The organism is Chitinimonas naiadis, assembly GCF_054780835.1.
In genome coordinates this window covers 1427785-1448662 of sequence record NZ_BAAGVO010000004.1, presented here as the reverse complement: position 1 = coordinate 1448662, position 20878 = coordinate 1427785, and the positions used below count along the sequence as shown (strand labels likewise).

The 20878-nt window shown below is 62.5% G+C and carries 26 protein-coding genes and 1 pseudogene; 14 read left to right on the top strand and 13 right to left on the bottom strand.

Translation table 11 applies throughout. From position 1 onward, the window contains the following. The first annotated feature begins 20 nt into the window (after positions 1 to 20). Positions 21 to 398: a VOC family protein gene (locus tag ACYVHK_RS13010; protein WP_460532505.1), complete on the top strand. Its 378-nt coding sequence runs from the start codon at positions 21 to 23 to the stop codon at positions 396 to 398. Positions 399 to 436: 38 nt separating this feature from the next. Here ACYVHK_RS13010 and ACYVHK_RS13005 read toward each other — a convergent pair whose 3' ends face one another. Then, positions 437 to 1195 carry a hypothetical protein gene (locus tag ACYVHK_RS13005; RefSeq protein WP_460532502.1) on the bottom strand — a complete coding sequence of 253 codons (759 nt, stop codon included), beginning with the start codon at positions 1193 to 1195 and terminating at the stop codon, positions 437 to 439. A gap of 220 nt (positions 1196 to 1415) precedes the next feature. On the opposite strand from ACYVHK_RS13005, the gene ACYVHK_RS13000 reads away from it, so the two are divergent. Further along, positions 1416 to 3497, top strand: a complete 2082-nt coding sequence (locus ACYVHK_RS13000) for a diguanylate cyclase (RefSeq protein WP_460532499.1) — start codon at positions 1416 to 1418, stop codon at positions 3495 to 3497. Between the two features lie 16 nt (positions 3498 to 3513). Here the strand turns inward: ACYVHK_RS13000 and ACYVHK_RS12995 are convergent, their stop codons facing one another. From ACYVHK_RS12995 to ACYVHK_RS12980, 4 genes are read right to left on the bottom strand one after another with little or no spacing between them, the layout of a single operon-like run. Next, positions 3514 to 4044 (bottom strand): GNAT family N-acetyltransferase, encoded by a 531-nt coding sequence (locus tag ACYVHK_RS12995; protein ID WP_460532496.1) that lies wholly within the window; start codon positions 4042 to 4044, stop codon positions 3514 to 3516. Further along, complete coding sequence (locus tag ACYVHK_RS12990) at positions 4041 to 4661, bottom strand: helix-turn-helix domain-containing protein (RefSeq protein WP_460532493.1); 621 nt, start codon at positions 4659 to 4661, stop codon at positions 4041 to 4043. The genes ACYVHK_RS12995 and ACYVHK_RS12990 overlap by 4 nt, the downstream gene beginning before the upstream one ends. A gap of 49 nt (positions 4662 to 4710) precedes the next feature. Beyond that, complete coding sequence (locus ACYVHK_RS12985; protein ID WP_460532490.1) at positions 4711 to 5379, bottom strand: glutathione S-transferase family protein; 669 nt, start codon at positions 5377 to 5379, stop codon at positions 4711 to 4713. A gap of 22 nt (positions 5380 to 5401) precedes the next feature. Continuing rightward, the gene (locus tag ACYVHK_RS12980) at positions 5402 to 5824 is read right to left on the bottom strand and encodes a DoxX family protein (protein WP_460532487.1); all 423 of its coding nucleotides are present in this window, start codon (positions 5822 to 5824) and stop codon (positions 5402 to 5404) included. A gap of 109 nt (positions 5825 to 5933) precedes the next feature. Between ACYVHK_RS12980 and ACYVHK_RS12975 the strand changes: the two genes are divergently transcribed. From ACYVHK_RS12975 to ACYVHK_RS12965, 3 genes are all read left to right on the top strand, one after another. After that, complete coding sequence (locus tag ACYVHK_RS12975) at positions 5934 to 6821, top strand: LysR family transcriptional regulator (protein WP_460532484.1); 888 nt, start codon at positions 5934 to 5936, stop codon at positions 6819 to 6821. A gap of 204 nt (positions 6822 to 7025) precedes the next feature. Next, positions 7026 to 8360, top strand: coding sequence for a methyl-accepting chemotaxis protein (locus ACYVHK_RS12970; protein WP_460532481.1), 1335 nt, complete (start codon positions 7026 to 7028; stop codon positions 8358 to 8360). Positions 8361 to 8632: 272 nt separating this feature from the next. After that, complete coding sequence (locus tag ACYVHK_RS12965; protein WP_460532478.1) at positions 8633 to 8827, top strand: hypothetical protein; 195 nt, start codon at positions 8633 to 8635, stop codon at positions 8825 to 8827. A 66-nt stretch (positions 8828 to 8893) separates the two neighbouring features. Here the strand turns inward: ACYVHK_RS12965 and ACYVHK_RS12960 are convergent, their stop codons facing one another. From ACYVHK_RS12960 to ACYVHK_RS12935, 6 genes are all read right to left on the bottom strand, one after another. Beyond that, positions 8894 to 9496 (bottom strand): hypothetical protein, encoded by a 603-nt coding sequence (locus tag ACYVHK_RS12960; protein ID WP_460532475.1) that lies wholly within the window; start codon positions 9494 to 9496, stop codon positions 8894 to 8896. 40 nt (positions 9497 to 9536) lie between these two features. Next, positions 9537 to 9851 (bottom strand): BON domain-containing protein, encoded by a 315-nt coding sequence (locus tag ACYVHK_RS12955; protein ID WP_460532472.1) that lies wholly within the window; start codon positions 9849 to 9851, stop codon positions 9537 to 9539. Positions 9852 to 9862: 11 nt separating this feature from the next. Continuing rightward, positions 9863 to 10270, bottom strand: a complete 408-nt coding sequence (locus ACYVHK_RS12950) for a DUF4398 domain-containing protein (protein WP_460532469.1) — start codon at positions 10268 to 10270, stop codon at positions 9863 to 9865. A gap of 17 nt (positions 10271 to 10287) precedes the next feature. After that, positions 10288 to 10659, bottom strand: coding sequence for a DUF4398 domain-containing protein (locus ACYVHK_RS12945; RefSeq protein WP_460532466.1), 372 nt, complete (start codon positions 10657 to 10659; stop codon positions 10288 to 10290). Positions 10660 to 10851: 192 nt separating this feature from the next. Beyond that, complete coding sequence (locus tag ACYVHK_RS12940) at positions 10852 to 11037, bottom strand: CsbD family protein (protein ID WP_460532463.1); 186 nt, start codon at positions 11035 to 11037, stop codon at positions 10852 to 10854. Then, positions 11034 to 11303, bottom strand: a complete 270-nt coding sequence (locus tag ACYVHK_RS12935) for a hypothetical protein (protein WP_460532460.1) — start codon at positions 11301 to 11303, stop codon at positions 11034 to 11036. Before ACYVHK_RS12935 ends, ACYVHK_RS12940 begins: the two co-directional genes overlap by 4 nt. 282 nt (positions 11304 to 11585) lie before the next feature. On the opposite strand from ACYVHK_RS12935, the gene ACYVHK_RS12930 reads away from it, so the two are divergent. From ACYVHK_RS12930 to ACYVHK_RS12900, 7 genes and pseudogenes are all read left to right on the top strand, one after another. Beyond that, positions 11586 to 12053, top strand: coding sequence for a DUF1003 domain-containing protein (locus ACYVHK_RS12930; protein ID WP_460532457.1), 468 nt, complete (start codon positions 11586 to 11588; stop codon positions 12051 to 12053). A 95-nt stretch (positions 12054 to 12148) separates the two neighbouring features. Further along, on the top strand, positions 12149 to 12691 hold the full coding sequence (locus ACYVHK_RS12925) for a GbsR/MarR family transcriptional regulator (RefSeq protein WP_460532454.1): 543 nt from the start codon (positions 12149 to 12151) through the stop codon (positions 12689 to 12691). After that, on the top strand, positions 12688 to 13080 hold the full coding sequence (locus ACYVHK_RS12920) for a thiol-disulfide oxidoreductase DCC family protein (protein ID WP_460532451.1): 393 nt from the start codon (positions 12688 to 12690) through the stop codon (positions 13078 to 13080). The genes ACYVHK_RS12925 and ACYVHK_RS12920 overlap by 4 nt, the downstream gene beginning before the upstream one ends. 83 nt (positions 13081 to 13163) lie before the next feature. Beyond that, a pseudogene (locus tag ACYVHK_RS12915) lies at positions 13164 to 14603 on the top strand (TIGR01777 family oxidoreductase). A gap of 3 nt (positions 14604 to 14606) precedes the next feature. After that, the gene (locus ACYVHK_RS12910; protein WP_460532447.1) at positions 14607 to 14804 is read left to right on the top strand and encodes a hypothetical protein; all 198 of its coding nucleotides are present in this window, start codon (positions 14607 to 14609) and stop codon (positions 14802 to 14804) included. 105 nt (positions 14805 to 14909) lie between these two features. Then, complete coding sequence (locus tag ACYVHK_RS12905; protein ID WP_460532444.1) at positions 14910 to 15047, top strand: hypothetical protein; 138 nt, start codon at positions 14910 to 14912, stop codon at positions 15045 to 15047. A gap of 203 nt (positions 15048 to 15250) precedes the next feature. After that, positions 15251 to 15736, top strand: coding sequence for a nuclear transport factor 2 family protein (locus ACYVHK_RS12900; RefSeq protein ID WP_460532441.1), 486 nt, complete (start codon positions 15251 to 15253; stop codon positions 15734 to 15736). An 89-nt stretch (positions 15737 to 15825) separates the two neighbouring features. On the opposite strand, the gene ACYVHK_RS12895 is transcribed toward ACYVHK_RS12900, so the two are convergent. Further along, the gene (locus ACYVHK_RS12895) at positions 15826 to 16878 is read right to left on the bottom strand and encodes an ABC transporter substrate-binding protein (protein WP_460532438.1); all 1053 of its coding nucleotides are present in this window, start codon (positions 16876 to 16878) and stop codon (positions 15826 to 15828) included. 408 nt (positions 16879 to 17286) lie between these two features. Here ACYVHK_RS12895 and ACYVHK_RS12890 point away from each other — a divergent pair, with 408 nt between their 5' ends. Together ACYVHK_RS12890 and ssuE are read left to right on the top strand one after the other, a co-directional pair. After that, on the top strand, positions 17287 to 19692 hold the full coding sequence (locus ACYVHK_RS12890; protein ID WP_460532434.1) for a TonB-dependent receptor: 2406 nt from the start codon (positions 17287 to 17289) through the stop codon (positions 19690 to 19692). Between the two features lie 73 nt (positions 19693 to 19765). Beyond that, positions 19766 to 20347 carry an NADPH-dependent FMN reductase family protein gene (gene ssuE / locus ACYVHK_RS12885; RefSeq protein WP_460532431.1) on the top strand — a complete coding sequence of 194 codons (582 nt, stop codon included), beginning with the start codon at positions 19766 to 19768 and terminating at the stop codon, positions 20345 to 20347. 4 nt (positions 20348 to 20351) lie between these two features. On the opposite strand, the gene ACYVHK_RS12880 is transcribed toward ssuE, so the two are convergent. After that, positions 20352 to 20816 (bottom strand): GyrI-like domain-containing protein, encoded by a 465-nt coding sequence (locus ACYVHK_RS12880; protein ID WP_460532428.1) that lies wholly within the window; start codon positions 20814 to 20816, stop codon positions 20352 to 20354. Positions 20817 to 20878 lie beyond the last annotated feature (62 nt).

The window sequence follows — 20878 nt, the reverse complement described above, 5'->3', positions numbered from 1 at the left end:
CGACACGATGGAGCTCAGCGATGGCCACCCTTGATCACCTTATCCTGCGCGTCAATGATCTGGCGGAGAGCCTGGCGTTCTACACCCAGGTGCTGGGGTTCACCGTGGACGGGACGGCCGGGCCGTTTACCTTGCTCAGGGTCGGCCCGACCTTTGTGCTGCAGCTCGCGCCGTGGGGCACGCCGGGCCTGGAGCACTATGCGTTTGCGGTGTCCCGCGAGGAATTCGACGCCATCTATGCCCGTATCCGGGCGGCAAACGTGGGCCACGGCCCGAGCTTCGACACCGTCGGCGCGAACAGCGGCCCCGGTGAGGAGTGGGGAGCCTGCGGCATGGCGCCATCGCTCTACTTCAACGATCCGAACAAACACCTGCTGGAGATCCGGGTTTACGGGTAGTCGCCAGCCCGCCACCCGCTCGCGAGTGGGGATGCGGCCTAGGAGGGACGGGACGCGTTGCTGCGGCTATCGTGCAGGCTTTCCAGCCAGCTCAAGGCGGTGTCGTCCGGTCTATCGGGCGAGGGATAGTGGTAGGGAATGCCCAGGCTCTGGGACAGGTGACGGGCGACCTGCAGCATCACCGTGGATTCCTTGCAGTGGTGGGTCTGTTCGGCCGGATCGGTATCGAACCGCAGGTATTCGCCGGTAGCGATGCTGGCGAGCGGGATTTCGACCGGGGTCTCATCCAGCAGCATGTAGACGGACAATCTGAGGCGCCAGCTATTGGCGTCACCCTCCCATAACACTTGTACGCAGACGGGCCGGCCGGGCAGGTTGCCGATGCGTTCAAGCAGGCGGTCTTCGTGCAGGCTGGCCAGGTCGCGCGCGTGCTGGGTGGCGGCGGCGTCTGCCAGCAAGGGTTGCAGCCGCGACCATTCGGTACAGCAGAATTCCGGGTCCCAAGCCAGGGCCTCGCCGGCGTGCAGCAGGATGGCGATAAGCTGCAGGTCGTAGTGATGGTCCCAGGCCGGGCAGGGGTCACGGTCCTGCCAACTGAGCGTGAGCTGCGGGAAGTTCTGGCCATGGGGCGGAAAGGCGGCGGCCAGGAGCTCGCCGAACTTCCAGGCCTTGAGCATGGGATAGTCGTGCCGGACGCAGCGGTACAGCAGGGACGGGCGCGTGCCAGTGCGGACCAGACGCCCAAGGTAGGCGACGATTTCTGCCTGATCGGTACTGCTGAGCTGGGTGGGGAGCATGGTGCGATGAGGAGCGCGGGTCTTAATCCTGAAGCATTGCGCAGACCGGCGCGGTGCGCATCCTCCATATGGGGTAAGGCAGCCTGGGGATCAGGCGGCACAAGGCACCGGCTGATGGTTTGCCGATCAGCGGTCGTAGGCAGACAAGCCCCGTGCTGCTTCCTAAGATGAAGGAGCTGCCCGCCGCCCCTCATTGCGTGGGCCCCCTCTGGAGTGTTCCATGTTTAACGGCCTGCCCAAGGTCTTGTCCATCGGTTTCGTGATCGCACTGGCAACCTTGTTGCTTAATGCGCTGGTGCCGCACTATTTTGTCGAGACGCTGGTCAATACCAGCCAGCAGGCGGAGCGCTCCCAGCTACTGCTCGATACGCTGACGCAATTGCATGTGAGCCTGGTCGAGGCCGAGACCGGCCAGCGCGGCTACCTGCTGACCCGCAACCGGGCCTATCTGCAGCCGTACCTGGCATCGGTGAATGCGGTGCAGGAGAACCTCGATATCCTGCACACCTTGCTGCAGGACCGGCCAAACCGGCAGGACAAGCTCAAGCAGTTCGAAGTACTTGCCCAGCAGAAGCTCGATGAGCTGAAGCAGACGGTGGAACTGACCCAGCAGGGCAAGGCCGAGGAGGCACTGGAGCTGGTGACCACCGATCACGGCAACAGCATGATGCAGGCCTTGCGCATGCGCATCATCCGCATGGTGGATGAGGAGCGCATGCGGCGTGTCGAGCATGTCCACCATGCCAATGACAATGTCGAACGGGCGGTGCTGGTGTTCATCGCCATCGCCCTGATCGATGCGGTGCTGTTCGGCCTGGTGTTTGCCTACTCCGTGCGCATCGTCCGCCAGCGTGGCCTGGCGGAGGCGACGGCCAGCGAGCAGTCGATCATCCTGCGAGGCGTGCTCAATAGCATGCACGAGGGGGTGATCGTGGTGGACCAGGCTGGCCTGCCCATGCTCTCCAATCCGGCTGCCGAACGCATCATCGGCAGCCGGTTAGCGACCTTCCGGCAAGCGGCCAATACGGGGTCAGCCAACTTGTTGCGCTTCGATGGCAGCCGCTACGGTGATGGCGAGCTGCCGCTGGAGCGGGCATTGAAGGGCGAGATGGTCGTGGGCGAGCGCTTGCAGCTGGTGAACCAGCATGGGGATGTGACCTGGCTGTCGTTCAACAGCATGCCCATCCTGACCGAGAAAGGTAACCAGACCGGCGCTGTCACGGTGTTCCGTGACATCACCCATGTCAAGCGCGATGCCGACAGCCTGCGGCTGCTCAACGACCAGTTGAGCAAAGGCATGACGGACCTGGCGTTCCGCAACCACGAGATATCGCTGCTGAGCGAGCTGATCAGCGTGCTGCAGTCCTGCCGGGACGAGGCCGAAGCCTGCCGGGTCTTGTCCACCTTCGCGCAACGGCTGTTCCATGGCGCGGCAGGGGCGCTCTATCTGCTGGTGTCCTCCAAGAACTATCTGGAGTTGAGCAGTTGCTGGGGCGAGACCGGTACCTTGCCGCGCATCATGTCGCCAGAGGATTGTTGGGCGATACGTCGCGGCAAGGGGCACCATGTCGCCGAGGTGCAGGAGGGGCTGCGTTGCGCCCATGTGCTGCAGCAATCGCAGCAGCCTGAGGCCTATCTCTGCGTACCCATGTTTGCGCAGGGTGAGACCATGGGGTTGATCTATCTCTCGCTCGATGGCGTGAATATCGAACAGGGGACAGAGGCGCTGGAGCTGTTTGCCCATACGGTGGCGGAACAGTGCGCACTGGCACTCTCCAACCTGCGCCTGCGCGAGCAACTACGCTACCAGTCCATGCACGACCCGCTGACCGGCCTGTTCAACCGGCGTTTCCTCGAGGCCTCGCTGGACCTGGAACTGAGCCGGGCGATCCGGTCCGAGCAGCCGCTCACCGTGGCAATGCTGGATGTCGACCATTTCAAGCGCTTCAACGATACCTTCGGCCACGATGCCGGCGACGTGCTGTTGCGCGAGTTCGGCGCGGTGCTGAAGGCGGCGTCCCGCGATAGCGATGTGGCCTGCCGTTATGGTGGTGAGGAGTTCATGCTGATCCTGCCGCAGACCGACCGGAAGATGGCCTGCGAGTGCGTGGAGCGGATACTGCAGGCGGTGCGGCAGATGGAAGTGGGTTACGCCGGCAAGCTGCTGGGTAGCATTACGGTGTCGGCCGGGCTGGCGACCTATACCCGGAACGACACCGCCGAGATTTTGGTCAAGCGGGCGGATACCGCGCTCTACCATGCCAAGATGGAAGGGCGGGACCGCCTGATCGTTGGTGAATAGCCCGCCTACCGCCGGCCTAGCTGGCGGCCAGCAGCTTGTACATGACGGTGGTGCTGCCCAGGCTGTCGTCGTGCTGACGGGCGTAGGCGGGAATCTGGCCAACGGTGACATAGCCCAGCCCGGCGTACAGCCGCTCGGCCGGGCTGCCGGTGTTGGTATCGAGCACCAGCAGGCTGCGCTGCCCGGCACGGGCGGCGGCTTCCACTGCCAGCATCAGGGCCTGGGCGGCGCCCTGCCGGCGAGCGTCGGGGTGGACCATGACCTTGCAGACTTCGGCACGGTGCAAGCCGTTGGCTGGCATGTCGAGCTGCAACTGGGCCGTGCCCACGATGCGGCCATCGACGATGGCGATCCATTGCAACTTGGCGCCGGCGCGCAGGGCCGAGATTTGGCCGCGCCAGTATTGCGCGGCGTGTTCCCGCGAGAACGGCTGGACAAAACCGATGCTGGCGCCGGCCGCGACAGAGGCGTGCAGGATATCGGCGAGTTCCGGCAGATGTTGCTCCAGCGCATCGGCGCTCAGTGCTTCGATGGTACAGGTGGTCATGGGCGTCCCATTGCGATCAGGTAGCGGGCCGGCGTGCTGCCGGGGTTGTGGAAGCGGGTGGCGCCAAACAGCCGGAAGCTCAGGCAGTCGCCTGCCTGCAGGGTGAAGGTCTGGTTGCCCAGGGTGTAGTCGAGCACGCCGCTCAGCATCCAGATGTGCTGCTCGACGCCCGGTACCGGCGCCGTGTCGTAGCGGATCACGGCGCCCGCCGGGATCTCGCCTTCGATCAGGTCCACCCGGTAGCCGGCGCTGGGAGGCGATACGCTGCGTCGGATGAAACCGCTGGCCGGGTCCACCCATACTGCCTGCCCGGCCTGCTGCGTGTGCTGCACCGGCGCGGCTTCCACCTCCGCCAGAAGGCGGGACATGGTCCGACCGTAGGCGGTGCAGAGTCGACCCAGCAAGGAAGCGGTCGGGCTGCTCTCGCAGCGCTCCATACGGGACAGGGTTGCCCGGCTGATGCCGCTTTTCTCGGCCAACTCATCAAGCGACCAGCCGTGTTCCTGCCGGAGGCTGGCGAGACGCAGGGCAAGACGACTGTCTATCTCGCTGGCATGTTGATCCGCGGTAGATGGGTCGTCACTGATGGCATGTTCACTCTGGGAAATTTTTCTCATATATGAGAAATTAGCGCAGCCATGGGAACGCGTCAAGCCGGTTCTGCGGTCACGATGGGCGCATCAGCCGGGCCAGCTCGCTCTCCCTTGCCGCCAGAAAATCCCAAAGTCGCGCGGCGTAGTCGGCCCCGACCGCTGCCCGTACCGAAGCACGGTCGGCCAATGCAGCCCGCCAGGCCTGGACCTTGGGAAGACCGTCGAGCATGCCGAAGTCGGCAATCTGGTCGAATACTTCCCAATAGCGAAAGACCGGACCGAATACCGCGTCGACCAGGCTGAAGCACGACCCGCCGAACCATGGTCCATCGCCCAGCGCGGCCTCCAGGGTCTCGAAGCGCTGGCGCAGTGTCCGGCAGGCCAGGGCCAGCGTGCTGGCATCCGGTGCGTTGTAGAAGCGGGCGATGTCGGCCAACACGGTGCTGCCGAACTCCATCCAGCCACGGTGCTGGGCGCGGGCGTGCGGTTGGGGCGGATGCAGGGGTGGTGACTGGGTATCGTCGAGGTATTCCAGGATGGCGGCGGATTCGAACAGCACGCCCTCCTGGCTGCGCAGCAGCGGCACCTTGCCCAGTGGCGAGAGCGCCAGGAACCAGTCCGGCTTGTGGGCGAGGTCGATATAGCGGCGCTCAAACCGGACCTGCTTCTCGGCCAGCGCGATGGCGGCACGCTGAACATAGGGGCAGAGCGCGTGGCTGACGAGTTCCAGTGCGGGTGTCATGGTCATGTCCTTTCTGCCTGGGTTAACGGCGGCGCAGGGCCAGGGGACCATCGCCCAGCAGGGTGTGGATCAGCGAGGCGGCGATCAGGAACAGCGGGTATTCCCAGCCACCGCCGGTATTGGAGAAGACCCAGCCGTTGCCACTATGGATCTGCAGCGCGCCGACGAGGATGGGCAGCAGCGCCAGCGATACCCAGCGACCGTAGATGCCAAGCAGGATGGCGATGCCGCCGATGACCTCGGCCAGGATCAATGGTGCGGCTGCCCAGGCCGGATAGCCGATGCCGCTCATCCAGTCGGCAAGGCCGCTGACCCCGAAGGTCAGGAACTTGAGCACAAAGCCATGGGTGAACCACATCAAGCCCAGCGCACTGCGCAGCAGTAGTTGTCCGATGGCCATCTGATCGAAATGGTTGTGGGTGGTGGCATGGATCTGGGTGGTCATGATGTCGGTCCTTTCCTGGTCTGCCGGCGGGGTGCCGGGATGCAGGGACACTGTACGTTTTGCGTTTTCGCCGTAACATTCCTGAATGTGGCTGAGGAGTTATGCATAAATGCAGAATATGGATTGGGACGACCTGAAGTGCTTTCTGGCGGTGCAGCAGGGCGGATCGCTGTCGGCTGCGGCTCGCAAGCTGGCGGTGAACCACAGCACTGTGCTGCGGCGATTGGGGCACCTGGAGGCCACGCTTGGGGTGCGCTTGTTCGAGCGCCTGGCAACGGGCTACCTGATCACCGCAGCGGGCGAGGCGCTGGTTGCCGAACTGGCCGGGCTCTCCGAACAGATAGAAGGCGCGCAGCGGCGCCTGATGGGGCAGGACCAGGCGATCCGTGGGCCGATAAGGCTGACGTCGACCGATACCTTGTTCGCCAGCTTGTTGACGCCGCTGCTGGCGGAGTTCCGGGCATTGCACCCGGAAGTCACGCTGGAGCTGGTCATGAACAACAGCTTTCTGAGCCTGACGCGGCGGGAGGCGGATGTCGCAGTACGGGGCACTAACCAGCCGCCGGAGCATCTGCTGGGGCGGCGCGTGGGTCGCATCCAGACGGCGCCCTACGCCAGTCACCGCTACCTCGCCGAGCTGGGCGACGGCCTGCCGTGGGCGGACTATCAATGGGTCGCGCCGGATGAAGGCCTGCGCCACCTGGAGCAGGCGCGCTGGTTGGCGGACAACGTGCCGACGGGCCGTATAGTGGCCCGCAGCGATAGCCTGGTGGGCATGCTGCACTGTGTGCGTGCCGATATGGGGGCCGCCATGTTGCTTTGCCCGCTGGGGGATGCCGAACCAGGGCTGAAGCGACTGGGCGAACCCAATCCAGCGCTGGATACCGAGATATGGGTGTTGACCCACCCGGATATGCGCCGGGTGGCGCGAGTCAGGGCGCTGACCGATTTTCTCTATGTGCGATTAAGCCAGGATGCGCATTTACAACATGGTTAAGTGCCTTATTCCACGCCGTCCGGCGGTTTTGGGCGTGGCATAGCAACGTTCGGTTATGTACGGAAGGCATGCCTGATCTATGTTTGATCAAGGGAATTATGTTCACCCATTGCTGGTGTAGACCAGGCGTCAAGCTGGTGCACTAATGTCTCTGATTTATATAAGAAAATTCTGGATCAAGTGACCGTTCAGGAGGGTGTAACCGTGTTCAATCAGAAGACGCAGTTGCAATTGCAGGAGCAAAAGAAATGCAATGCAGAGCAGCAGGCCGTGCTGAGTGCCTTGAGCCGCTCCATGGCTATCATCGAGTTCAGGCCTGACGGCACGATACTCAATGCCAATGACAACTTCCTCCATACCGTCGGTTATTCGCTGGATGAGGTGGTCGGCAAACATCACCGGATATTCTGCGAGCCGCAGCAGGTTGCATCCCCCGAATACGCTGCCTTCTGGGCCAAGTTACAGCGCGGAGAGCCTGTCACTGGCCAATTCAGGCGTATACATCATGATGGCTCGGTAATCTGGCTGGAAGCTTCTTATAACCCCGTTAATGGTTTGGACGGCAAGCTATGCCGGGTGATCAAGTTTGCCCAGGACATTACTGATCGCGTCAAAAAGGCACAGGAGCAACAGAACCAGGTGCAGGCGATCAATCGCGCCATGGCGGTGATCGAGTTTTCGCCGGATGGCATCATCCTGACTGCCAACAAGCATTTCCAGAATACAGTGGGCTATCCGCTTGAGTGGCTAAAGGGCAAGCATCATCGGGTATTGTGTGATGAGACCTATACCCAGACCCCGGAATATGCCCAATTCTGGCGTCGTCTCAATCAAGGCGAATATATCGCCGGTCAGTTTGAGAGGCGGGGGCAAGGCGGCCGGGTGATTTGGCTAGAGGCCTCCTACAACCCTTTATTTGATACGGATGGCAAGCTCTATAAGGTGGTGAAGTATGCGACTGACGTTACAGCGCGTGAAATGGGCATTCGTAGTGACATCGAACATGTGAAGGAGGCTTACCTGCTCTCTGAGCAAACCGAAAAGGTATCTCAGCAAGGCGCAAGCGTGATTGAGACCGCGGCGATGGAGATGCGCAGCATTGCCGATAGTGCCAAGACTTCTGCCCAATTGATTGCTGACCTGGGGGTCAAGTCTTCGAGCATTTCGTCCATCGTCAGTACGATCAAGGACATTGCCGAACAGACCAATTTGCTGGCGCTCAACGCGGCGATCGAGGCAGCCCGTGCCGGTGAACAGGGTCGCGGGTTTGCGGTCGTGGCGGACGAGGTGCGCAAGCTGGCGGAGCGGACTTCCAGCTCCACGCGGGAAATTTCTGCCATGATCGAGAGCATACGGACCGGTACGACCTCGGCGATCACCGGGGTGAACCAGATGTTGCAGCAGGCCGAGCTGGGGGTGGAGTACGCCAATAACGCGGGTATCGCCATCGGCAAGATCCGGGACAGCAGCAATCAGGTCGTCAACGTGATCAATACCTTCTCGGCCGTGGAGACATTCAAGCATCGACCGACGGCTTGATCAGTCATGAAAGGCCCCCGTATTTGGGGGCTTTTTTTGTGTGCGCTACCGCACAGACTGTCTGCCTTTGCACGCCTAGCATCACGCTCAGATGGCGCTGTAGAAGGATGGAGACGAGGAGTTTGCTGGTAGTGGCCTGGCAGAAAAACGCCAGGCCCGAGCCAGTGAGGCAGCGAAGTAATCGCCTGCGCCCTTGAGGTAGCGACGATTTCTGTACCACCGCAGACATGCCTGAATGAATTCCACAACGACTTCCTCAGCGAGGTATCCCCATGCAAAGCATTTTGTCCCCACGCGAACTCAAGGCCGAACGGCTGGCCAATGCCAATATGACGACCGATGGCGCGCCCGCACCCGAAGTGTCACCCACGCCTTTCGAGCCACCTGCTAACTGGAGTGCGAACCGCGCCTTTCCATCGGTACGCCGCTTATGGGCACGGCTGGTACGTAACGGCCGCATCTACTGACAGCAAGATTACCCTTTAGCAGCGTAGTAGCTTGGCGGGGCACCTGATGGGTGCTCCCGCCTTTTGTCATGATAGCGGGCGTCCATCCAGGGCGTTGCCGTCCTCACCCGATACCGCTTTAGGTTGCGCCGCTTCCGATACCTGTTGGGCCTGATCACTGCTGTGCTGGGCGCGATTGCTCGCTTCCTGTGCCGCTTCCGGCATGGCGGCCTCATGCATGGCGGCCGCCTCACGATGGTGCTGGGCTGCTGCCTCATGCTTGCCGGCAGCCTGCTTGTGCAGGCCACTGGCAGCGTAAAGGCGGTTCTGCTGGCGCGCTGCCGCCAGAGCGGCGATCTGCCGCAGCCGACGGACAGATACGGCAAAACGCCAGTAGTCAGGTCGGCTTGCCTGATGCCGACGGAAAGTCCAGGCCGCTACAGGCGGGAGAGAGGCGGGTTCGGCGGTGTTGAGCATGAGCTTGATCAGCACCTGGGTCATGGCCGTGGTCCGCTGGTATTGGTCGGTCACCAGCGCCATTAGCGCGGCTGCGTGGGCCATGATCCGTTGGGCATGATTTTGCTGACTGGCGATACTGTCTTCCACGGCGGCCTCGGCGTTTGCTGCGTCTCCATTCTGTGCCGGCGTCTTGCCATCGGATGGCTTGCTCCGGTCTTTCTGGGTCTTCATCAGGCTTCCTTTGACTGCGGCATGAGGGCGATGGGTAGCCTCACTGCAGGCGCAGTCCATTGGCGACGGCGCTCACACCTTCGATATTGCGTACCAGCCTCACAGCTAGCGCGATATTGGCCTGCAGGCTGACGATGCCACTGAGGTGGACTTTGCTGTTGATCGTGTCGACGGTGATATTCGATGCTTTGAGATTAGGGTCGTTGAGTACGGCTGCCTGAACCTTTGCAGTGAGAATGGCGTCATCCAGATCACTCGTGGCTTTATCGGCGAGTTGGTGCACTCTGGCTGTATCAGCACGCTGGTCATGGGCTACAGGGAGGTAGTTGGTGGCATGCGAGATGGGGGAGATCATGGCGTTTCCTTTCACTGAAGCGCGATGGGCCGCTGATCGTGCGTGAGCGGGGCGATCGGCAGGGGACTCATGTCATAACCGAGCAGTTGGTCGTGTGCCCGGCTATAAGCCTGGATGGCTTGCTCCGCCTGGTAGCGCAAAGTCAGTTCCCGGGCGATGGCGATACGTTGCATGGTCATGTAGGCCAGGTGATCTACCGTGGCGCTGTTGCTGCCGGTGGCCCAGCTTCGTTCGGCCATGCGCAGTGTCATGCCTGCCCGGGCCAGTTCATCGCTCGCCAGGCTGCCAAGGTGGGGTTGCCGTAGCGCGGTACCAAGGCTACTTCTGGCCTGGTCCAGCCCGCTATTGCGTTCCGGGATGCCGCTGCAGCCCATCAATATGAGCATCAGGGCGGTCAGCTTGGCGGCATGGATAGGCATGTACGGCTCCTGTTCGGTCACTGAGGGGTGCGATAGCCGGCTTTTTGCAGCTTGCCCTGGTCGGGCAGATACGCATTTTGTCTTGTTGCCGATCGGGCACGCAGTTCTGCCAGTCGGGCATCGAGTACGGCTTGTTCGGCGAGCTGTCCGGCGCGGAGATAGTCTTGGCTATTCAAGGCTTGCCGGGCATTCCCCACCTTGTCCATGGCGACATGCAACTCATTCGCGGCATGCGCGATCGTGTCCGGTGTGTTGGCATGCTGTACGGCGATCTCGGCCATGGCCATTTGCGCCCGCGGCATGGGGGTATAGGAACACCCGTTCAGCGCGAAGGCGGCAAAGGTTGTCAGTGTGGCGCCGGGCCAGCCGGTCAATTGCCGGGTGCGCATATGGTCTCCTTGGTATCCGATACCCTGCTCACCAAGCCGGACACGCCACAAACCACCAGCTGCAGTTTCGCTGGGCACGGCTAGGTCTGTCTGTCCGCTACCGCACGTTCGCGGGGGCTCCCAGAAACCTCGGTTTCTAAGCGAGCAACGCCGCATTCCGACGGAAATGGGGTTATTGGAGGGGCTCTGGGGCTAGGTCTTGTCGATCGCGTCCTTGATGACCTCTTTGGCATCCCCGAGCCGTTTCTCGGCCTTGCCTTCGACTTGTTTGAGCAGACCACGGGCTTGTTGCTCCTTGCTGCCAACCAACTTGCCCGTACTCTCCTGCAACTTGCCGGCCAAATCCTTGCTGGCCCCTTTGATCTGGTTCTTGTTCATGATCGTGTTTCCTTTGCGTGAGTGTGCCGTGCGAAAGCAGCGGAGGGCACTGTGGCGGCGCCCCAGTTGGGAATGGAAATGTGATGGCTTTCTGCGTCGCTGCTATCGGTGCCAAAGGCGCTAAGCAGAAAGGCGATCAGCGACATGGGACGGTAGGTTTCCACCAGGTACCGCTCCTCGACGCCCGCAATGCGCCAGGCTTCACGCTCTGACTCTGCCTGGCCAATGCGGTCCTTGAGGCCCGCGATATCTTCGTGGAACGTCATGCTGGCTCCTGCGCCATGTTCAGAGGCCACGATGCGCGATGTATCGCCGTGTCGTCTGTTCGCTGTCGCACCGAGATCGGCGTTGGGCGCAAGATCGGGTTGGCCGATGGGAATTGGCTCGGCGGGGTGGGCTGGTTTGCGCCCGAACGTGCATAGTGAGGGTTCTGACTTACTTTCATCATGCAGGGGACTGTCATGCAAACGCCTAATACGGGGGACGCGCCCGTAACATCTGGTGCAAGCCGGACCGATCATTTGCGGTTCCATCGACCTCATGCCCACTTGGCCTCGCCGTTTGGTAACGACTGGTTCGCGCTGAAAGCCGAGGCGTTTGCCCGCTTCTTCGGTACCCCTGTCTTTCTGGTAGGGCAGACGCTGATCGTGGCGGGATGGATAGGTATCAACGTAGCGGGCTGGACGCATTTCGACGTTTACCCGTTCATCCTGCTCAATCTCGCTTTCAGTCTGCAGGCCGCCTATGCCGCGCCGCTGATCCTGCTGGCCCAGACGCGACAAGCCGAGCGAGACAAGGTGCATGCAGATGCCGACGCGTTGCATAGAGAGGCGCTGGCGACAGCCGCCGAGCAGCGGCAGGCGATAGCTGCGGAGACGGCCGCGCAGATGTTGACGCTGCTGCGGCAGAACACCGAGCTGACTGAACTGACCAAGCAACTCACCGAGCGTATCGAGGTGCTGACGGTGGAGATGCACCAGCGGTTTCTGGCGCAGGGTGCCAAGCCGGCGGCGTGATCAGCCACGGGCTGGCAAATGCATCACAGGGCTTGACCTTTTGCCGTGTTGAGTCTTTAATTTCTGTAACGACAGAAATTAAAGAAGGTCATGCGATGAAACTCAGCCCCACCACCCAGAAGTACATCCTCCATTGGGGCGAGATGGGGACCCGCTGGGGCGTGAACCGCACCGTGGCGCAGATCCATGCCTTGCTGTTCCTGAGCAACCAGCCGCTGCATGCCGAGGCGATCAGCGAGACGCTCAATGTCGCACGCTCCAATGTCAGCACCAGCCTGAAGGAGCTGCAGAGCTGGGGGTTGATCCGCATCACCCATGTGCTGGGCGACAGGCGAGACCATTTCCTGGCCCATCAGGATGTATGGGAGATCTTCCGCATCATCATGGAGGAGCGCAAGAAGCGTGAACTGGACCCAACGCTGACCGTCCTGCGCGAATGCGCGCTGGAGGCCGATGGCGATGCTGAGCTGGACAAGGCCAGCCGCGCCCGCATGGATGAGGTGCTGGCTTTCCTCGAGATACTGATGCGCGCCTACGATGACTTCAAGCATCTGCCACCACCGACGCTGCAGCGATTCCTGAAAGCCGGCGGCAAGATCGCGCGCTTTCTGAGTACCGATGAGAAGGAGGAACCATGAGCGATCTCACACTGTTCTATGACAGCCACTGTCCATTGTGTGCGGCCGAAATGCGCCGCCTGGCAGGATGGGACAAGGAGGGCTGCCTGGCCTACATCGACATGCAGGGCGAAGGTTTTGATGCAGGGGTGTACGGCACCAGTTACGCCGCCATGGATACCGAACTCCATGGCCTGACCACGGATGGCCGAATGCTGGTAGGGACCGATGCCATCGCCGCTGCCTACACCGCTGTTGGTCTGGGATGGCTGGTCTGGCCGCTCAGGATTGCGCTGACCAAACCCTTGTGGGGTGCGGCCTACCGCTGGCTGGCCCGCCATCGTTACCGTGCCAGCCACTTATTGGGCTATGGCTGCACCGATGCGGTCTGCAGTGCCCGTTACCGCTGATTTTTTCGCCTGGTAATTTCTGTTTATACAGAAATAAATGAAAACCCATTCATTCGTTCATTCATTCTGATCGAGGACACACCATGACGACCACACCACTGGACTGGGCCTTGAACCTGTTACTGATCCAGGGCTTGCTGGGCGCTTTCGATACGCTCTATCACCACGAGCTGACCGAAGGTCTCGCCAACCGGTTTTCCGCACGGTGTGAGCTACGCATCCATGCCTTGCGGGCTGTGCTGTATGGCGCGGTGTTTGCCGGCATGGCCTGGCTGCAGTTCCGGGGAGTCTGGGCCATCGTCATTGCTGCGGTGATGCTGGTGGAGGTGGGCCTGACACTGTGGGATTTCGTCCAGGAAGATGCCAGCCGCAAGCTGCCGGCCAGCGAGCGGGTGCTGCACACCGTGCTGGCGATCAACGGTGGGGCGCTGTTTGGCTTTTACGGCTGGACCTTGCTGCAATGGTGGCCGCTGGCGAGCGGCTTGTCGGTGCAGGTTCCCGATTGGCGCAGCTGGGTGCTGACGGCCATGGCCCTGGGTGTAGCCCTCTCCGGTGTGCGTGATGCCTGGGCCGCGCAGCAGCTTGGCCGGCGCAGCAGCACCGTCAATCCCTTCCTGGCTGTGCCGCATCAACGGCTGTTAATCACCGGAGGGACCGGTTTTATCGGTGAGGCACTGGTTGGTCAGTTGTTGGCGGCCGGGCATGCGGTCACGGTGCTGGCGCGTGATCCGCTCAGAGCGGCGTATCAATTCCAGGGCAGGGCGAGCTGTATCCCCTCGCTGACGCAGCTGCATGGTGGGGAGCGTTTCGACGCCATCATCAACCTGGCCGGCGCGCCAGTCGTCGGACCGCGCTGGAGCAATCGCCGCAAGGCCTAACTCCTGGCAAGCCGTGTGGGCACGACCGAAGCCTTGCTGGACTGGCTGCGACGCGCCGAGCACCAGCCTGCGGTCTGGGTGCAGGCCTCGGCCATCGGCTACTACGGCGTGCGGCCGGCGGGCGAATCGCTGGACGAGCAGAGCGCGGCGGGGGAGGGTTTCATGAGCGAGCTGTGCGTTCGTTGGGAAACCAGTGCGCAGGCGGCGGCCGGACTGCGCTTGCGGCAGGTCGTCCTGCGGCTGGGCCTGGTATTTGGCCGTGGCGGCGCCCTGGCGCCTCTGCTGCTGCCCTTCCGCCTTGGCCTGGGTGGCCGCATGGGCAGTGGCAAGCAGATCATGAGCTGGATCCACCTGGATGACGTGCTGGCCTTGATCGCCCGTAGCCTGGCCGATAGCGGGATGCAAGGTACATATAATGCCGTCGCGCCGGAGGCGGTCGCCCAGGCGGAATTTGCCCGCAGGGTGGGGCAGGTGCTGCATCGCCCTGCCTGGCTGCCACTGCCTGCACAGCCCATCCGCCTGCTGCTGGGTGAGATGGCGCAGCTGTTTGTCGATGGCCAGCGAGTCAGGCCGGCGCGGCTCTTGGCGGCCCGGTTCGCCTATCGCTACCCCTCGCTCAACAGCGCCTTGCGCGATCTGGTCTGAACCATGCCCATCATTGAACACCGGACCCAGGTACGTACCACCCAGGACGCCGCCTTTCATGCTGCACAGGACTACGGGATCCGGGCGCAGTGGGACCCGTTCTTCGCCGGGCTGGCGGTGATCCCGGCAGGCGACGGCCCTCGTCGGACCAAGGTGACTGCCTGGCACCGCGCCAGCATGGACGTCGAGTTTGTCGCCTGATTTCCGCCTGAGCGGGCGGCCATCCGCATGGTGAGTGAATCGCGCTGGCTGGCCGTGTTTGCAGGCTGTTGGGCATTCTTGCCCAGGGAGCCTGGCAGGGTTGAAGTGCGCTTTCGCTATCAGGTCACGCCCAAGCCCCGTTGGGCCTGGCTGGGGCCGTTGATGCAGGCCTACTTCAGTTGGGAGACGCGGCGACGGTTATCGGCCTTGAAGCGCTACCTGGAGCGAACACCGGTGGCCTGAGGCCTCGCCGTACTGGTGCGAGTAGCGTTCACCCTGTTTTACGAAGCGCCTGGCCGGCAGGTATTCATGCCATGATGATGGCGGGCCGGGATAGGACTGGATACGCCATCCCGCCATTGACCAGCCGGGTTTGATCGCCCGTTCAGGCTTGCTCTGCTGCGATAAGCGGCTATCCGTCATCGCCAATTTTAGGGACATGCTTCATGCCTCGTTTTCTGCTCACGGTATTGTCAGTTCTTTCCATCACTGCAGGTGTGACAGCGGGTGCCGCGCAGACGGGAAAGGACGCTGCGCCGAAGGATGCGCTCTTTGGCACGATGGCGGCGCTGGATCAGCAGCTTTTCGATGCCTACAACCGGTGTGACCTGGACCGGTTTACCGATCTGTTCGTGCCGGACGTGGAGTTCTATCACGATCAGGGCGGTGTGACGCGGACCCGCGATGAGGTCGTGGCGAACACCAAGAAGTATATCTGCGGGAAGGTGCGGCGCGAGTTGGTAGCCGGTACCCTGGAGGTCTATCCGATCAAGGATTACGGCGCGGTGGAAGTCGGCGAGCACCGGTTCTGCGAGCTGGCGTCTGGCAAATGCGAGGGCATCGCCAAGTTTGTGATGGTGTGGCAGAACAATGACGGCACCTGGCGGGTTACCCGGGTACTGAGTTTTGGCCATCGGGCGGAGAAGAAGTAGGCCGGGCCTGTTGATCACCCTGATGCCGACACCTGGAAAAAAGAGCGTGCCTTGTGGGCAACGCTCCTTTTTTACGTGCGCTTGGTTGATCAGGCTGCCAGCACTTGTCGGGCGGCTTTGACCGCAGCGAGTGGTCGTGGGTCGATCCAGGCCCTGACGTCGAAATCCTGATCGATGAATCCCTGCTCCAGCAGGAACTGCTGGTACCCGGCCAGGGCCTGGATGGCCCAGTCATCGAGCGTGGTTTCCTGGTGCAGATGGGCGTCGTGGCCATAGGCCTGGCGCACCCATTCAATGGTGCTGCCGGATTCGCGGGCGATGAAGTCCAGGGTCTCGGCCGGGTGGGTGCGGGCCCAATCGGCAGCGTCCACCACGCGGGACAGGAAGCGGTTGACGAGGTCGGGCCGGGCTTCGAGCAGGGCGCGGTCCACGGTGATGGGGCGGGGCGCGCCATTGTTGGCGCGAACAGCCGGGTCCGGATGGTTGCGGATGTCGTAGACCAGGTGCGCGCCGATCTCATGCGTGGTGCTGAGGCCACGAGCCCCCTTGACGAAGACGGCATCGACCTCGCGGTTCTGCAAGGCGCTGATCACGGCCTTGTAGCCACCTGCGCCGCGTTGCGTACGGCCACCGCCGCCGGGCAGGCCACTGGGGCCGGCGTCGATATCGACCAACTGGACATCGGACTTGCCGAAGCCGGCGGTCTCCAGCGTGACCAGGATGCCACGCAGGGCGCTGGCACGGCCGTGGTCGATGCTGTTGTGGTGGACCGGCAGGGCGATGCGGCGGCCCTTCAGGTCGGCGGGGGTGCGGATGCCGGAGTCGGGCAGGCTCAGGATGCCCTGGAATTCATCGATCCAGTTGAGGCCGATCACCACGGTATCGGCGCCGCGTGCCTTGGCCCAGATCGCGGGCACATTGCCGCCCTGGCGGAAGGAGTGAGGCAGGTGATGGTCGTAGTGCGATTCTCGGATGGCCGGGTCGTCGCTTTCCTGCAGGGTGTTGAGGCTGATGCCGTCGTCCGAGAATTCGTCGTAGAACCAGCCTAACTGTACGGCGAGGCCCAGCGGGGTAGGGACCGGGCAGCGGGTGTACCAGAGTTCATTGACCGCCGTCCTGGCGGTGGAAATGGGGGTAGACATCATGTGCTCCGTGGAATGAGGTAATGGGGATTGCCCATTCCCTTTCAGCACAGCTTGTGCCACACGATGACCCTTGCCGGCGGGTATCTACTAAGCGTTTGATTATATGGATATTCGTCATGATAGCAGGGTGGTGCCATACACCATATGGGGGATGATACGGCTGCTGCCTAGCCAGCAGGGCAGGGGCAGGGGCTGCTGTCTATTGACCAGTTGGAACGGGTGCGCATGACCGCGTGCCATGGTCGGCAGGGTGGTGGTTGATACGCGCTAAGGCGCTGTTATGAAAGGAGGTTTGCGGGTGGTTGGGCGAGAGATCGATGGGCTGACGATTTGCTTGGCATGGCGGCTGCTATAGCACTGCCAGTGCTTTTCAAAACGAACGTCATAACCCGGAGTTTTATCGCAATGCGTCTTCGTCCTACCCCACTCAATCGGGCGGTGCTGCTTGCCCTGAGCAGCCTGGCCCTCGCACCTTATGTCTACGCCGATGCCGCAACCGGCACGCCCGCCGGCGCCAGCAACGAAGCCGCCACGCCGGTCGACGCACCGGCAGCCGGCCCGGAGGCCACACCCAGGACCAGCAAGCCCGGCGCGAAGGAAGAAGTCAGTGATCTGGGCGCGGTGGTGGTGACGGCGCAGCGCCGTGAGCAGAAGCTCAAGGATGTACCGCTGCCGATCACCGCTGTCTCGGGCGAGGCGATCCGCGACAAGCAGATCGCGACTTCGGCGGATATCGAGCGCCTGGTGCCCAACCTGTCCGGCCAGTCGTCCGGTGGTCGTGCCTCCAAGCCGCGCTGGTTCCTGCGCGGTATCGGTACCAATGACCCGAATGCCAACCAGGAAGGGCCATTGGGTGTGTACGTGGACGAAGTGGTGATCGGCCTGCAGGCCAACCAGAACTTCCCCATCTATGACCTGGACCGGGTAGAAGTATTGCGCGGCCCGCAACGCACGCTGTGGGGCAAGAACAATACCGGTGGTGCCATCCATTACGTCAGCCGCAAGCCGCAGTTCGGCAATGAGGGTTACTTCAAGCTGGGTTTAGGTAGCTATGGCAGCCGCAATATCGAAGCCGCCGGCAATACGCAGGTCGTGGAAGACACGGTGGCGGTGCGGGGATCGGTCAACTACGAGCGTGGCGATGGCTGGGCGCGCAATATCGCGACCAATGAGGACGGCCCGAGCCTGCAGGACTTTGCCGCGCGCTTCCAGGTGCTGAGCCTGCTGGGCGACGCTGGTGACATTCTGCTGAGCCTGCGTACCCGTGTGCGCGATGGCGGCAACCTGCCGACCTACCTGATCGGCGCCACCAGTACCAATAACGTGGCGACCAACAACCCCAACGGCGCCATCACCCAGGGTGGTGGCAGCTATATTCCACCCTATGGCGCCAACCCGGACAGCACCAGCGATTTCTGGGCCGGTGAGGGCTACAACAAGGACACCAGCAATGGGGGTACGGTCAAGATCAACCTTGCGGTCGGCACCAATACCCTGACGTCGATCTCGGCGGTGGATACCGGTAAGGCCAAGACGTATAGCGCGGTAGGTACACCGGCCGGCAGCCTGCTGGACCGGACCAGTTCCCGTACCAACGTCAACTTCCGGCAGGTCACGCAGGAGCTGAGGCTGACCTCGCCGGTCAACCAGCCACTGAGCTGGATTGCCGGTGCCTACTACTATCATCAGGATGCGGATTCCTTCAGCAACAGCGCCCGCTTTGCGGCCGGCACCACGCCCGAGCAGTACACCGAGAGTTCCTGGGACCAGAAGTCGCAAAGCGCGGCGATCTTCGGCAACCTGAAATTCAATCTCGATGCCGACAACGCCACCACCCTCGGCCTGCGCAGCACGCATGAGAAGAAGGACATTGTCGAGACGACGCTGACGGCGACCGATACCACCGCCAACAAAGGCATCGTGGACTTCCCGATCGGCAATGCCTGGTGGCAGCCTGGCGGCACGACCGGCACCGGCATCGTGGCGCCAGCCCGGCTGGCCAAGCAGAACAGCTGGTCCAAGATCAACTGGGATATCACCCAGGAGCATCGCTTCAACCCCGATGTGCTCGGCTTTGCACGGGTGGCGACGGGTTTTCGCTCGGGGGGCTTCAATCAGTCCATCGTCAACAACGACATCATCGAGACCAACCCGGAGACCCTGACCGACTACGAGCTGGGCCTGAAGACCAGTCTCTGGGGCGGCAGGGTGACCGCGAATGCGGCGCTGTTCTACTACGACATCAAGAACCTGCAGCTCAATATCCAGCAGCAGGTACCCGGTACCACCATCACCAGCGCGGCGGGTAGCTCCAACGGCAATATCACCGGCTTCGAGCTGGAAGTGGATGCGCAACTGACCGATCGCCTGCGCTTGGGCAACTCGCTGGGCGTGCTGCATTCGGAGTACACCGACTTTGTCTACAAGGTCGGTCCCACCACGCTGGATGCGAGCGGGAACACCTTCTATCGCACGCCCAAGCTCTCCTACCGGCTGGATGCAGAGTACCGGCTGCCGCTGAATGGTGGCGGTGCGCTGGTGTTTGGTAGCGACTGGTCCTATCGCAGCAAGATCTACCACAACGCCACTGTGCAGGGCGACCCTATCCAGCAGACCCCGGGCTACTGGAACGGCAACCTGCGCGTGGCCTACCTCAGTGCGCAGAAGAAGCTGCAGGTGAACGCCTACGTTACCAATGTCACCAACCAGTCCAACAAGGTCCTGTCGCAGATCGTGACCACGCGCGGGGTTTACCCGACTTCCTACGCTGCACCGCGCCAGTACGGCATCAACCTGATCAGCCGCTGGTAACAGGCCGGGTCGTCCGCCTTGCGGGCGGCCCGACCGGTATTCCTATCCCCGATATTCCCGAACAGGATTTGTCATGAACATTCTTCTGCTTTCCGGCAGCCCCAGCGTGCAGTCCCGTTCCGCCGCCGTATTGCGACATAGCGGCCAATTGCTGGAAGGCCATGGCTTTGCGGTGCAGGCGCTCGGCGTACGGGACTTTCCCAGCGACGATCTGGTGCAGGCACGTTTTGACCAGCCCAGCATCCGTCGCCTGCATGAACTGGTCGCCCAGGCCGATGGACTGGTGATCGCCACCCCGGTCTACAAGGCAGCCTATGCCGGCACCTTGAAGCTGATCCTCGACGTGCTGCCCGAGCGCGCGCTGCTGGGCAAGGTGGTGCTGCCCATCGCCACCGGCGGCACGCTGGCGCATATGCTGGCCATTGATTACGCGCTCAAGCCGGTACTGTCAGCGCTGAGCGTGAAGGAGGTGCAGCAGGGGGTGTATGGCCTCGACAAGCAGATTGCCCTGCAGGCGGATGGCAGCGCCTTGCTGGAGGACGAACTGGCTGCGCGCCTCGATGGTGCCGTGCGCAGCCTGGTACAGAGCCTGGGCGCCCTGCGGCAGCCGGAGCCTGTCCGGCAGGCCGGCTTGCGGCTGGTGCAATCGCGCTAGGCTGTCAAGTCAGCAGGGGGCGGTTGAGTTCGGTCCGCCAGTTGGCCGGTTCCGGGCTCGATTCTGGCCCCACGACGTAGCACTCCCACAGATCGGGGGCGCTCTTGTGGCCGTTGATGGTGATCCAGGCTTCGAACTCGCCCCAGGCGGGGCCGAGGCCTTCATAGGCGCCGTGGTAGACGGTACGGGCGACGGTGGCGGCGCGCAGCTCGCTGCCCTTGACCCTGCCGGTGGGCTGGACCGCCGCAGCCACCGGCACGCCGATCTCGAAGTCGAACGTCTGCGGGTCCATCCTGAAATGGTGGCAGAACCAGGCCCCGGCGGTGGCGATGCCCTGGGCCGCTACGGTGGACATCAGCTCGCCGATGCCCGGCCCCATGACGTTGCGGATTTCCTCGCGCGGGATGGTGAGATGAATGACGGCGGTGAGCTGCCGGCTGGTCTGGGTGATCCGGGGTGTCTCTATCATGGCCTCGCTCCGCTGGATGGGGTGTAAGGGTGCGCTCAGAAATCCCAACTCGCCGCGATACG

What these genes read in the sequence shown, in the direction of transcription:
- ACYVHK_RS13010 (WP_460532505.1), top strand. Translation starts at nt 21, where the DNA reads ATGGCCACCCTTGATCACCTTATCCTGCGCGTCAATGATCTGGCGGAG.
- ACYVHK_RS13005 (WP_460532502.1), bottom strand. Translation starts at nt 1,195, where the DNA reads ATGCTCCCCACCCAGCTCAGCAGTACCGATCAGGCAGAAATCGTCGCC.
- ACYVHK_RS13000 (WP_460532499.1), top strand. Translation starts at nt 1,416, where the DNA reads ATGTTTAACGGCCTGCCCAAGGTCTTGTCCATCGGTTTCGTGATCGCA.
- ACYVHK_RS12995 (WP_460532496.1), bottom strand. Translation starts at nt 4,044, where the DNA reads ATGACCACCTGTACCATCGAAGCACTGAGCGCCGATGCGCTGGAGCAA.
- ACYVHK_RS12990 (WP_460532493.1), bottom strand. Translation starts at nt 4,661, where the DNA reads ATGAGAAAAATTTCCCAGAGTGAACATGCCATCAGTGACGACCCATCT.
- ACYVHK_RS12985 (WP_460532490.1), bottom strand. Translation starts at nt 5,379, where the DNA reads ATGACACCCGCACTGGAACTCGTCAGCCACGCGCTCTGCCCCTATGTT.
- ACYVHK_RS12980 (WP_460532487.1), bottom strand. Translation starts at nt 5,824, where the DNA reads ATGACCACCCAGATCCATGCCACCACCCACAACCATTTCGATCAGATG.
- ACYVHK_RS12975 (WP_460532484.1), top strand. Translation starts at nt 5,934, where the DNA reads ATGCAGAATATGGATTGGGACGACCTGAAGTGCTTTCTGGCGGTGCAG.
- ACYVHK_RS12965 (WP_460532478.1), top strand. Translation starts at nt 8,633, where the DNA reads ATGCAAAGCATTTTGTCCCCACGCGAACTCAAGGCCGAACGGCTGGCC.
- ACYVHK_RS12960 (WP_460532475.1), bottom strand. Translation starts at nt 9,496, where the DNA reads ATGAAGACCCAGAAAGACCGGAGCAAGCCATCCGATGGCAAGACGCCG.
- ACYVHK_RS12955 (WP_460532472.1), bottom strand. Translation starts at nt 9,851, where the DNA reads ATGATCTCCCCCATCTCGCATGCCACCAACTACCTCCCTGTAGCCCAT.
- ACYVHK_RS12950 (WP_460532469.1), bottom strand. Translation starts at nt 10,270, where the DNA reads ATGCCTATCCATGCCGCCAAGCTGACCGCCCTGATGCTCATATTGATG.
- ACYVHK_RS12945 (WP_460532466.1), bottom strand. Translation starts at nt 10,659, where the DNA reads ATGCGCACCCGGCAATTGACCGGCTGGCCCGGCGCCACACTGACAACC.
- ACYVHK_RS12940 (WP_460532463.1), bottom strand. Translation starts at nt 11,037, where the DNA reads ATGAACAAGAACCAGATCAAAGGGGCCAGCAAGGATTTGGCCGGCAAG.
- ACYVHK_RS12935 (WP_460532460.1), bottom strand. Translation starts at nt 11,303, where the DNA reads ATGACGTTCCACGAAGATATCGCGGGCCTCAAGGACCGCATTGGCCAG.
- ACYVHK_RS12925 (WP_460532454.1), top strand. Translation starts at nt 12,149, where the DNA reads ATGAAACTCAGCCCCACCACCCAGAAGTACATCCTCCATTGGGGCGAG.
- ACYVHK_RS12920 (WP_460532451.1), top strand. Translation starts at nt 12,688, where the DNA reads ATGAGCGATCTCACACTGTTCTATGACAGCCACTGTCCATTGTGTGCG.
- ACYVHK_RS12910 (WP_460532447.1), top strand. Translation starts at nt 14,607, where the DNA reads ATGCCCATCATTGAACACCGGACCCAGGTACGTACCACCCAGGACGCC.
- ACYVHK_RS12900 (WP_460532441.1), top strand. Translation starts at nt 15,251, where the DNA reads ATGCCTCGTTTTCTGCTCACGGTATTGTCAGTTCTTTCCATCACTGCA.
- ACYVHK_RS12895 (WP_460532438.1), bottom strand. Translation starts at nt 16,878, where the DNA reads ATGTCTACCCCCATTTCCACCGCCAGGACGGCGGTCAATGAACTCTGG.
- ACYVHK_RS12890 (WP_460532434.1), top strand. Translation starts at nt 17,287, where the DNA reads ATGCGTCTTCGTCCTACCCCACTCAATCGGGCGGTGCTGCTTGCCCTG.
- ssuE (WP_460532431.1), top strand. Translation starts at nt 19,766, where the DNA reads ATGAACATTCTTCTGCTTTCCGGCAGCCCCAGCGTGCAGTCCCGTTCC.
- ACYVHK_RS12880 (WP_460532428.1), bottom strand. Translation starts at nt 20,816, where the DNA reads ATGATAGAGACACCCCGGATCACCCAGACCAGCCGGCAGCTCACCGCC.